The 10,058-nt window shown below is 71.8% G+C and carries 11 protein-coding genes; 7 read left to right on the forward strand and 4 right to left on the reverse strand.

Going from position 1 to position 10,058, the window contains the following annotated elements; all coding sequences use genetic code 11:
• Window positions 1-189 precede the first annotated feature (189 nt).
• Complete coding sequence (locus ACFCV8_RS10670; RefSeq protein ID WP_376684938.1) at window positions 190-1,308, forward strand: winged helix-turn-helix domain-containing protein; 1,119 nt, start codon at window positions 190-192, stop codon at window positions 1,306-1,308.
• Between the two features lie 43 nt (window positions 1,309-1,351).
• Here the strand turns inward: ACFCV8_RS10670 and ACFCV8_RS10675 are convergent, their stop codons facing one another.
• The gene (locus ACFCV8_RS10675) at window positions 1,352-1,747 is read right to left on the reverse strand and encodes a GntR family transcriptional regulator (protein ID WP_376684939.1); all 396 of its coding nucleotides are present in this window, start codon (window positions 1,745-1,747) and stop codon (window positions 1,352-1,354) included.
• Between the two features lie 106 nt (window positions 1,748-1,853).
• Between ACFCV8_RS10675 and ACFCV8_RS10680 the strand changes: the two genes are divergently transcribed.
• The 3 genes from ACFCV8_RS10680 to ACFCV8_RS10690 are packed head-to-tail and all read left to right on the forward strand — an operon-like array spanning window position 1,854 to window position 4,002.
• Window positions 1,854-2,225 (forward strand): hypothetical protein, encoded by a 372-nt coding sequence (locus tag ACFCV8_RS10680; RefSeq protein WP_376684940.1) that lies wholly within the window; start codon window positions 1,854-1,856, stop codon window positions 2,223-2,225.
• Window positions 2,222-3,208 (forward strand): ABC transporter ATP-binding protein, encoded by a 987-nt coding sequence (locus ACFCV8_RS10685; RefSeq protein WP_376684941.1) that lies wholly within the window; start codon window positions 2,222-2,224, stop codon window positions 3,206-3,208. The genes ACFCV8_RS10680 and ACFCV8_RS10685 overlap by 4 nt, the downstream gene beginning before the upstream one ends.
• Complete coding sequence (locus tag ACFCV8_RS10690; RefSeq protein ID WP_376684942.1) at window positions 3,205-4,002, forward strand: ABC transporter permease; 798 nt, start codon at window positions 3,205-3,207, stop codon at window positions 4,000-4,002. Before ACFCV8_RS10685 ends, ACFCV8_RS10690 begins: the two co-directional genes overlap by 4 nt.
• Before the next feature lie 74 nt (window positions 4,003-4,076).
• On the opposite strand, the gene ACFCV8_RS10695 is transcribed toward ACFCV8_RS10690, so the two are convergent.
• The 3 genes from ACFCV8_RS10695 to ACFCV8_RS10705 all read right to left on the reverse strand — a co-directional run bounded on the left by ACFCV8_RS10695 (window position 4,077) and on the right by ACFCV8_RS10705 (window position 6,734).
• A complete protein-coding gene (locus ACFCV8_RS10695) occupies window positions 4,077-4,325 on the reverse strand; it encodes an MbtH family protein (protein WP_376684943.1) in 249 nt (82 codons plus the stop codon).
• A 127-nt stretch (window positions 4,326-4,452) separates the two neighbouring features.
• Window positions 4,453-5,262: an alpha/beta fold hydrolase gene (locus ACFCV8_RS10700; RefSeq protein WP_376684944.1), complete on the reverse strand. Its 810-nt coding sequence runs from the start codon at window positions 5,260-5,262 to the stop codon at window positions 4,453-4,455.
• A 59-nt stretch (window positions 5,263-5,321) separates the two neighbouring features.
• Window positions 5,322-6,734 carry an aldehyde dehydrogenase family protein gene (locus ACFCV8_RS10705; RefSeq protein ID WP_376684945.1) on the reverse strand — a complete coding sequence of 471 codons (1,413 nt, stop codon included), beginning with the start codon at window positions 6,732-6,734 and terminating at the stop codon, window positions 5,322-5,324.
• Between the two features lie 439 nt (window positions 6,735-7,173).
• On the opposite strand from ACFCV8_RS10705, the gene ACFCV8_RS10710 reads away from it, so the two are divergent.
• The 3 genes from ACFCV8_RS10710 (at window position 7,174) to ACFCV8_RS10720 (ending at window position 9,894) form a co-directional block, all read left to right on the forward strand.
• Complete coding sequence (locus tag ACFCV8_RS10710; protein WP_376684946.1) at window positions 7,174-8,163, forward strand: ArsR/SmtB family transcription factor; 990 nt, start codon at window positions 7,174-7,176, stop codon at window positions 8,161-8,163.
• 79 nt (window positions 8,164-8,242) lie between these two features.
• Window positions 8,243-8,419 (forward strand): hypothetical protein, encoded by a 177-nt coding sequence (locus tag ACFCV8_RS10715; RefSeq protein ID WP_376684947.1) that lies wholly within the window; start codon window positions 8,243-8,245, stop codon window positions 8,417-8,419.
• A gap of 194 nt (window positions 8,420-8,613) precedes the next feature.
• Entirely contained in the window at window positions 8,614-9,894 is a 1,281-nt protein-coding gene (locus ACFCV8_RS10720) for a sensor histidine kinase (RefSeq protein ID WP_376684948.1), read from the forward strand.
• The last annotated feature ends 164 nt before the right edge of the window (window positions 9,895-10,058 follow it).

The raw sequence follows: 10,058 nt of genomic DNA on the forward strand, positions 1-10,058 counted from the left end.
GATTTCCCGGTGGGGGCGGGATGTCGTCGTGTCGGCACACTGCACGACATTCCAGGTTCCCGCGCGGCTCATCCGCCCGGCAACCACCTTTGGGCGTTGATGAAACTCGCAGCTGGGGGCTGCTTCAACAGCCTTTCCCACAGGCCTTTTCACTGCTCTCCCGAAGGAGTGTCCGGCATGATGGGGGGCATGCGCGAGGAGGATCACGGAAGGGCCGCGAAAGGGATTCCGCGGCGGCCGCCGGGCAACAGACTCACCATTCGTTTCACGTTCGACGACGTGATGAACGTACGCCTGCTGAAGACCGCCGGTCCGGCGACGGAATCCCTCTTCGCGCTGGCTTCGCTGGCCACGGTCGGGAACCGCGGGGAGGCGGAGGACGCCTTCGCGCAGTGGCGCCGAACGGTGGTGTTCCGTCCGGACCGGCGGCACAGCCGGCACCTTCCGCTGCTGACGCGGATGGCGCAGGCGCTCGCCGCGTCGCCGGAGCTGATGTCGGTGGTCCGTTCGCCCACCGGTCGGATCACGGCGTGGATGGAGCATCCCGCCGGTGCGGCAGGCGTCGCGGCGGGGCGCGGGATGGCGGCGAACCACCGGCTGGCGGTGGCGCTGCGGGCGTTCGCGGAGTCGGCGGTGCAGCCGTACTGGCCGCGGATCCGCAGTCGCCTGGAGCACGAGTGCGAGGCGAACGGACGGGCGATGGCGACGGGCGGGGTGGAGGGTCTGTTCGGCGCGATCGGATCGGCCGGACTGCACCGGAACCCTCCGGTGCTCAGCGTGCCGAGCGAACACCCGGGCGAGGTACGGCTGTCGGGGAGCGGGCTGCTGCTCGCCCCGTCGCTGTTCCTGACCGGCGCGCCGCGTCTCTTCGTGGACGAGCGGAAGCCGGAGAACGCGCCGATCCTGGTCCATCCGGCCCGGACGGCCGTGACGACGGCCGCCCTGCTCCGGGGTGGAGCCGGGCAGGAAACGGACCGGATGGCCGGACGGTACGGGGCGAGGTCCGCCGGTTCCGTACCGTCCGGGTCGGGTGCGGGCGAGCCGCAGCCGCTCGGCTCGCTGGTGGGCAGCACGCGGGCGGCGGTCCTGCAGGCGCTCACAGTGGACCTGACCACGAGCGAGCTGGCCCGGCACGTCGGGGTGACGCCCGGTTCGGCCAGTCAGCACGCGAGCGTGCTGCGGCGGGCGGGGCTGGTGTCGACGACGCGGACGCACACGTCGGCCGTCCACACGCTCACCCCGCTCGGGGCCGCCCTGCTGCGGGCGCCCTGGCTGCCGCCGGGACTGGACGACGACGTCCGCGCGTAAGGGGGCAGCGCGGCCTGCCGCACCCCGGTCCGCGGGCGACGGTCTAGCCGTCGTCGCGGCCGGGGAAGCCGTCCAGTGTCGCTTCGACATATGCCATCACCTCCTCCTTGGGGATGCCGCGCACGTCCAGTTCGGCGAGGAACGTGCGCATGCGGGCCCAGTCGACCCCGCCGCGCAGGTCGTCCGCGGACGACTGCTTGACGTCGGGGCGGACGGCCGCGCCGCTCTTGCGGTTGATCCGGATGATCCCCTCGCGCCGGAGGAGGTCGTAGGCCTTGTTCACGGTGTGGAAGTTGATCGTCAGGTCGACGGCCAGCTGCCGGGTGGACGGGAGGCCGGTACCGGGCGCCAGCGCGCCTTCCGCGATGGCTTCCACCACCCGGTCCCGGATCTGTTGATAGATCGGTACCTCACTGTCGAGGTCGAGTACGAGATGCACATGCGCACTCTATCTGATATACATCTACTAGAACAGACGCTCATGGCAGTGGATCCGCTTCTCCGGCCCCTTCCGGAGGAGCGGACCCGAGGGAGGGATGGGTCCCATGGCACTGATGAAGGTCTCCGGCGACCGGCTCGTGGTCGAGTTCGAAGGACGGGAGCGGATGTGGCTGCGCCGTGACGGGCTGACGGTCCCGCTGGCCGCCGTCCGCCAGGTCGTCCCGGTCGGCCAGCCGCTGCGGGAAGCGCACGGCACCCGCAAGGGCCTGCAGATCTCCGGGGCCACCAAGATCGGCACCTGGGGCCTGGTGCTGGGTCCGCGTCAGCTCGTCGCGGCCTACCGGGGCAAGCCCGGACTGCGCGTGGTGCTCGACCGCGCCGCCTCCGGCGAGGAGTTCGACGAGCTGGTCCTCTCCCTCGACGACGCCGACCGGCTCGCGGGCCTCATCGGCGCCCACCTGGAGCAGAACCGATGAACCGACAGCACGACTCCGCCGGGCCACGCATCGAAGTGACGGGCCTCACCAAGCGGTTCGGTGCGGTGACCGCGGTCGAGGACCTGAGCTTCCAGGTCGAACCCGGTGTCGTGACCGGCTTCCTCGGCCCCAACGGGGCCGGGAAGTCCACGACCATGCGGATGATCCTCGGCCTGGTCGCCCCGACGGCGGGCACCGCGACCATCGGCGGCCAGCGCTACGTGGAGCTCGAGCACCCCTCGGCGACCGTCGGCGCCGCCCTCGACGCGACCGCGCTCCACCCCCGCCACACGGCCCGTGACCACCTGCGCATCTACTGCACCATGGGCGGTCATCCGGCGTCCCGCGTCGACCGGCTCATCGAGGAGCTGGGGCTCACGCAGCTCGCCGACCGCCGCACCCGCACCTTCTCCACCGGCCAGCGCCAGCGCCTCACGCTGGCCACCGCCCTGCTGGGCGACCCGCGTGTGCTCCTCCTCGACGAGCCGAGCAACGGCCTGGACCCGGAGGGCATCGCCTGGCTGCGGCACTTCCTGCGCGGCCTGGCGGCCGAGGGGCGCACCGTCCTCGTCTCCAGCCACGTACTGAGCGAGGTCCAGCAGATCATCGACGACGTCGTCATGATCAGCCGTGGCCGGCTGGTGGCGGCCGGACCGCTGGCCGAGATGGAGCGCTTCACCCCCCGGTCCGTGCTCGTCCGGTCCCCGGACGCCACGGCCCTGCGGGACGCGCTGATACGCGACGCGTCCGGCGGACAGGTCCGGGTCGAGGCCGCCCAGGACGGCTGGCTGCGGGTGTACGGGCTGACGGACTCCGCCGTCGCCGACGTGGCCGCGGCGGGCGGGCTCCGGGTCCACGGACTCGTCGTCGAGGAGGCGAGCCTGGAGCAGCTGTTCTTCCGGCTGACCGGGGACGGGGGCCGGGCGCCGGCTCCCGACGGCTCGGCGGCCCCGTACCCGACCGAAGAGGGGATCCAGCGATGAGCACACTGATCAGGGCCGAGTTCCGCAAGCTGCTGGCCACGCCGATGTGGATATGGGCCCTGCTGGTGGCCGTGGTGCTCGGCGGCGGCATGGTCGGCCTGCTCACGCTGGTGGGGCCGGAGAACTTCGACCCGCCGATGCCCGGTCTGGAGACCGAGGACGGCGTGCGCTCGGTGCTCGGCATGCTCGGGTTCACGGTGATCGTGCCGGCCGCGCTCGGCACGCTGGCGATGACCGGCGAGTACCGGCACCGCACCGCCACGTACACCTTCCTCTTCGCGCCGAAGCGGTGGCAGGTGCTGACCGCCAAGATCGCGGTCTTCGGCGTCGCCGGACTGGTCTACGGGCTGGTGCTGTCAGGCACCGCGGCCGCGGGCTTCTTCGGCGGGGTCGCGGCCCGCGGGGTGACGCCGGGCATGGCGTCCGCGGACGTCCTCCTGCTGCTCGGCCGGCTCGCCGTGACCATGGCCGTGTACACGCTGCTCGGCGTCGCCGTCGGTGCCCTGATCCGCAATCAGATCGCCGCGCTGGCGATCGTGGTGGGCTACCTGTACATGGGCGAGCTGACGCTGATGATGATCCCGGGCGTCAAGCTGCTCTACCCGCTGCTGCCGGGCGGTGCCACCGCCTCGCTCACCGGCTTCACCTACGTCGCGGACACCCTCGCCGACCAGTTGGCGACCAGTCCGGTGTCCCTGCTCTCCCCCGTGGGCGGCGCGCTGCTGCTCACCGGCTACGCTCTGGCCGCGTCGGTCGCCGCGGTGCTGGTCCCGATGCGACGGGACGTGCACTGAGGCCACCACGCGGAGCGGGTGCCCCGGACCGACATTCCGGGGCACCCGCGGGTGTTCGTGCAAGGGGACGCGAATCAGGCGGCGGCGCCGGCCGGGCTGGCCGCCTCCGCCTCCAGGCCCTCCATCTCCCGTATGAGGCTGGCGGGCCGCATGTCCGTCCAGTTCTTCTCGACGTACTCGAGGCACGCCTGGCGGGTGTCCTCGCCGAACACGACGGTCCAGCCCTTGGGAACCTCCGCGAAGGTGGGCCACAGCGAGTGCTGGTTCTCGTCGTTCACGAGTACGTAGAAGGAACCGTCCTCGTTGTCGAACGGGTTCTCCATGAAATTTCCCTCCTCAAGAGCGGGATCCGGTTGCCTCCGGCCCCGCGGAATCGTCTCCCGCCTGGTTCCGGACCGACAAGAAGATTCGTCCGGGACCGAAGCGGGCATGGTGCATGGATCGAACGGGTCAGCCGTTCCGGGCGAAGAAGTCGAGCAGAACGGCGTTCACCTGGTCGGGACGTTCCAGATAGCCGTAGTGGCCCGCGTCCCGGATCTCCGTGTAGAGCGCCCCGGGGACGACGTCGGCGACCTCCCGGCTCAGCGCCGCCGGCAGCACGAGGTCGTCCGCGAAGCCGATGACCTGGCAAGGGGTGCGGATCGCCCGGTAGGCGTCCAGCCGGCTGCCCTCGAGGTCGACGTCGAGCTGGGCCCGGTAGCCGGCCGCGTCGGTGACCGGCGCCATCTCGAAGATGTCGAGCCAGTCCTGGATCTCCTTGTCCTCCCGCAGCGTCGCGGGCGACAGGTTCTGCAGGGCGCGCAGCGTCGCCGCGTACAGCGGCGTCAGCCGGCCGCCGCTGTCATGGAACTCCCGCTCCGCCCGGGCGTGCGCGCGGCGCATCACGTCGGTGCGGCCCCGGGTCGCCATCAGCACCACCTGGGACACCAGGTCGGGCCGGGCCAGGCACAGTTCCTGGGCCACGTGCGCGCCGAGCGAGGTCCCCACCAGCCGGCAGGGGCCGGCGTCGAGGTGTTCGATCAGCGCGGCGGTGTCGGCGACGAGGTCGTCGACGGTGAAGCCTCCCGTGCCGGAGCCGGAGTGGCCGATGCCCCGGTTGTCGAAGGTGATCGCCCGGTAGCCGTGGCGCACCAGCGCCGGCACCTGGTGCAGGTGCCACGCCCTGCCTCCGGCTCCGGAGCCCATGACCAGCACGACGGGCTCCCCCCGCCCGGTCGTCTCGTAGTTCAGGCTGATGCCGTTCAGTCTCGCCGTCGGCATGGGCCGACCTCCGTTCCCGCCCAGTACGGGCGAACCGTTTCGCTTGTGGCCGCGGTGCGTCAGGCAGCCTTCGGCTCCGCGCCCGTCCGCCCCGCCGCCCGGTCCCAGTACGGGGCGAACAGCCGCGCCTCGTCCGGGATCCGCTCCGGGATGGGCCGGGAGATCGTGGTGTAGTTGAGGAAGTGCCGCCAGGTGACGTTCCCGGACACGCTGGATCCGCCCCAGCTTCCGCTGGAGAGCGTGGTGGTGAAGGGGACGCCGGTGCTGAAGCCGCCGGTGTTCGTCATGGTCGACTGGTTCACCACGACCCGGCAGTGCGTGACCGCCCGGGCGAGCCGCATGACCCGGTCGGGCCGGCTCGTGTGGACGGCGCAGCTGTGCCCGATGCCGCAGCGCTCCGAGACGAGCTGCACGAGGCGGACGGCTTCCTCGAAGTCGGTGTACTCCGCGAGGGCGAGCACCGGCGCGATCTTCTCCCGCAGCAGCGGCGAGTCCGCACCGGCATCGGCGCAGTGGGCGACGAGGACGGACACCTTGTCCGGCGCCGTGATCCCGGCCGCGGCAGCGATGTCGGCGGCCGGCCGGCCGATCAGGTCACGGTCCAGGGTCCGGCCGTCGGGCCACAGCGTCGCGACGAGGGCGGCCGTCTCCTCGGCGTCGCACACGTACGCGCCGGCGCGGACCAGGCCGTCACGGAAGGCGTCGGCGACCGAGCGGTGCACGAGGACGTTGCTCTCGGAGGAGCAGGACGTGCCGTGGTTGAACCCGGCGCCGGTGTGGATGTGGTGCAGCGCCTCGTCCAGGTCCGCTGTCTCGTCCACGACGACGGTGGGGTTGCCCACCCCGGCCCCGATGGCGGGCGTGCCGCTGCGGTAGGCGCGGCGCACGGTGTTGGAGCCGCCGATGGCGACGACGAAGTCGGCGGCGGCCATGAGGCGTTCGCCGGCGTCCCGGCCGGTGACCGGCAAGCACTGGAACAGGTCCGGGGGGACGCCGACCTCGGCGAGCGCGGCGCGCATGACCTCGATGGTGGCCTGCGCGGTGCGGTGCGCGCGGGGGTTGGGGCTGAAGATCACGGCGTTGCGGGTCTTCAGCATGGGCAGCGCGTTGCAGATGATGCCCGGAGCGGGCGCGGTGGCCGGGCTGGCCACGGCGATCACTCCGAGCGGCTTGGCCAGAGTGACGAGGCCCCGCTCGGGTTGTTCGTCGACGACGCCGACCGTTCGGACGCCGTGCAGGTCGTTCAGGATGCCGAGCACCCGTCTGCGCTGAAGCGCGTACATGGCCTCGGCGTCGCCGAGACCGGTCTCCTTCTGGCTGAGCCGCGCGAGACGGCGCGCGGTCTCCTCCCGATAACAGTGCCAGCCGACGGCCGCGACGGCCTCGTCGATTCCGGCCTGCGGCCATGACGCCGCTTCCGCCTCCGCCACGCGGGCGCGGCGTACCGCTTCGTCCACGGATTCGCTGATCACAGCTGCTCCCCTGGGGCGATCACTTGGGGCGCGAGCTCGGGCCCCCTTGTCGGCGCAAGGTAGCCGCGCCCCTCAGCCGTTCTCCACAGTTTCTGCCGACGGCAAATCCCCCTCCGCGCGGTGCCCGGCAGGGAGGCGGGAGTTCGTCAGATTTCGGCCAATCGCGCAGTTCCCTCTGGCGCACCTGAATAATTCATGATCCACGTGCTGAGGCGGTCATGCGTGTTCAGGGAACGGCGCACTACCGGCCCCCACCCCCTCATGACACGGTCGTTCATGTTCCGACCACCCCCCAAGGCAGGACGGGCGGCGCCCTCCGGGCGCCGGTCCGGCGGGTCCGGGGCGGCGGCCGGCCGAGGCACCGCCTGTCGTGCCCGGGCGGGAGTCGGGCCGCCGGAGCCGGGCAGCCGGGTCCGTCACGACACAGGGGGACTGTTCGATGCAGAGAATCCACTTCACCGCCGCCGATCTCGCACGCACCCGGATGCAGAGCACGCTCGGTCCGGTCGCCGAGGGCGTGTTCGCCCTGGGCGCGCTCACCAGATCACGCAGCGCCGACCTCGCCGGCTGGCGCAGCGAGGTCACCGGCCGACTGAGGGAGAGCTGTTCCCTGCGCCGGCCGCTCGGTCCCCTGCTGCAGTCCCTGCAAGCCCCCGACGACCTGCTGTTCCTCCTGGACTCCTCGCCCGACGCGGACGCCTCCGCGCTGGCCGCGCTCTCACTGACGCGGACCGAGGCGGTGCGGCTGGCCGTCGATGTCTGGCGGGCCGGAGTGGCCCCGCTGTGGGACGTGGTTCAACAGCGGCTGGACACCGAGTGCGACGCGCACGGCCGGATCGCGATGACCGGCGGGGTGGAACGGCTGCTGTCTACGCTGCACCCGCGGATCGTGTGGCGGCCGCCGGTCCTGGAGATCCACGACCGGTTGAACCGGGACGTGTATCTGGAGGGCCGGGGGCTGTTGCTGGTGCCGTCGGTGTTCCTGACGGGCGCCGCGGGGCGGGTGATCGGCACCGAACGGGACAGCGGCCAGGCCGCCCTGGTCGTCGGGATGCCGCCGGACGTCTCCTCGCTGTTCTCGCTGGCGTCGCAGGACGACGAGGAGGCAGGCGGCGAGCAGGCGCTGAGCGCGCTGGTCGGGCAGACCCGCGCGGCAGCGCTGCGACAGCTGACCGACACCTGCACGACGAGCCAACTGGCCTCCCGGCTCGGCATCTCGCCCGGCACCGCGAGCCAGCACGCCTCCGTGCTGCGGGAGTCGGGGCTCATCACCACCCGCCGGGTGCGCAACTGCGCCCTGCACACCGTGACCGCACTCGGCATGGCCCTGCTCGACGGACGGCTGCGGAACCGGCCGGCACCGGCACGGACGGCCGTCGGCGCGCAGCCGCCGGAGGTACGGCCGTACGGTCCGCTGCCGGTCCCCTGACGTCGACAGGAACGTCCGCGAGGGCCCGGCCCACGATCAAGCACCACACCAGCATCCACCATTCAAGGAAGGAACCCCGATGAACCTCTTCGACAGCCGCGCGCCCCGCACCGAGGTGTCCGCCGGACCGCTCCGTGGTACGGACGGCTCCCTGGTGATCGAGAACCTGGAGAACGTGGCGACCGACGCCGTCGCACTGTTCACCGTCTGTATCCGCAGCGTTCCCGCGGGCGGGGCCGAGGCCGTCGCCCCGTAGCGGAAAGGGTGTCCGACCTGTGCCACTTCAGGGGACGGCCGACGTGAAGTCGCGTGCGATCGCGTACTGACGTCGGTCGCCCCGTCGTGGTCCACCGCCTATCATCACCGCATGTGCACTGGAGTTCGACGGCTTCGACGGAGAAGCCACCGAAGATCGCAGACCGCGCAGGGGGGCCTCGGGTGATGTGGGGGTTGGGACGCCGGTCCGCCACCGGCCGCGTGCACGAGGACGGGCACGAGGGGGAGGCGGACGGCATTCACGGGGAAGGCGCCGACGGTGTCGGGCGTACCGCGCGGAAGACCTCGCCGCTGCCGGATCTGCCGGCGCCGAGGCTGGCCCGCACGATCCTAGAGGTCGTTCTGCTCGGCTACATGAGCATCACCCTGATCAACCTCGCGGGCATGCCTCACACGGATCTGTCGCTCGGCACCTCCGTCCTGGCGCTGATCCTCATCTACCTGCTGCAGCGGCATCATTCCAGCGCGCACGTCCATCTGGCGCCGGGCCGGCAGAAGGCGCTGACGCTCGGCGCGCAGGCGGTGCTGACCTATCTGCCGCTCGCGCTGTTCGGTTCCCAGTGGGGCGCGATGGCCGGTTTCCTCGCCGGCTCCCTGCTGCTGCTCCTGCCACCGCGGGCGGCCTGGCCGGCGTACGGGCTGGTGGGCGTCTCGATGCTGCTGCCGCCGCTGCTGGACCGCTTCCCGCTGCAGGAGTCGTTCTACCTGTCGCTGTCGACGCTGCTGACCGGCCTGGTGGTGTTCGGGCTGTCGCGGCTGTCGTCGCTGATCCACGCCCTGCACGACACCCGGCTGGAGCTGAGCCGGCTCGCGGTGACGCAGGAACGGCTGCGGTTCGCCCGGGACCTGCACGACCTTCTCGGCTACAGCCTGTCCGCGATCACGCTGAAGAGCGAGCTGATCCACCGTCTGGTGCCCACGAATCCGCGTCGGGCGATGGACGAGGTCAGCGAACTCCTGGAGATCTCACGGCAGTCGCTGGCGGACGTGCGGGCGGTGGCCAGCGGACTGCGGGCGATGTCGCTGAAGCAGGAACTGGGTTCGGCCCGGTCACTGCTGGAAGCCGCCGACGTGCGGGTGGAGACGGACGTCCGGATGGGGACGATCGACCAGCAGGTCGACACGGTACTCGCGGCCGTGCTGCGGGAGGCCGTGACGAACCTCCTGCGCCACACCCGGGCGACCTCCTGCCGGATGGAGGCGGTGCAGGAGAACGACCTGGTCCGGCTGTCCATGACCAACGACGGCGTGGACCCGGCCTACCGGGACACCTCCCCGCACAGCGGCAGCGGCCTGGGGAACCTCGCCGTGCGGCTGCGGGCGGTCTCCGGAACGCTCGACGTCGAACGCCGTCCGGACGGGACGTTCCAGCTGGTGGCCCAGGCGCCCGCCAGGCTGCTGCGACCGCTCCCTGACCTGGACGACGACACGTACGCCGAGGACTCCGTCGCCTGACCCGCGGACGCCGTGAGCGGGCCGCGACGGGCCGGGCCGGGGGCGTCCGGCCGACGGATCGCCCCGGCCCCGGGCCCCCGCCATGTGAAGAGTTCACTTCCTGCGGATGACGGGTGCACTGTCTGTTCCCGGCCACGCCTCGCAGAATCGTTCGAGCGTGGCCG

Origin of the sequence: Streptomyces sp. NPDC056347 (genome assembly GCF_042262625.1) — a bacterium.
Classification (GTDB): Bacteria; Actinomycetota; Actinomycetes; order Streptomycetales; family Streptomycetaceae; genus Streptomyces.

Coding starts and splice junctions, on each gene's coding strand:
- ACFCV8_RS10670 (WP_376684938.1), top strand. CDS start 190: ATGCGCGAGGAGGATCACGGAAGGGCCGCGAAAGGGATTCCGCGGCGG.
- ACFCV8_RS10695 (WP_376684943.1), bottom strand. CDS start 4,325: ATGGAGAACCCGTTCGACAACGAGGACGGTTCCTTCTACGTACTCGTG.
- ACFCV8_RS10685 (WP_376684941.1), top strand. CDS start 2,222: ATGAACCGACAGCACGACTCCGCCGGGCCACGCATCGAAGTGACGGGC.
- ACFCV8_RS10710 (WP_376684946.1), top strand. CDS start 7,174: ATGCAGAGAATCCACTTCACCGCCGCCGATCTCGCACGCACCCGGATG.
- ACFCV8_RS10715 (WP_376684947.1), top strand. CDS start 8,243: ATGAACCTCTTCGACAGCCGCGCGCCCCGCACCGAGGTGTCCGCCGGA.
- ACFCV8_RS10700 (WP_376684944.1), bottom strand. CDS start 5,262: ATGCCGACGGCGAGACTGAACGGCATCAGCCTGAACTACGAGACGACC.
- ACFCV8_RS10680 (WP_376684940.1), top strand. CDS start 1,854: ATGGCACTGATGAAGGTCTCCGGCGACCGGCTCGTGGTCGAGTTCGAA.
- ACFCV8_RS10690 (WP_376684942.1), top strand. CDS start 3,205: ATGAGCACACTGATCAGGGCCGAGTTCCGCAAGCTGCTGGCCACGCCG.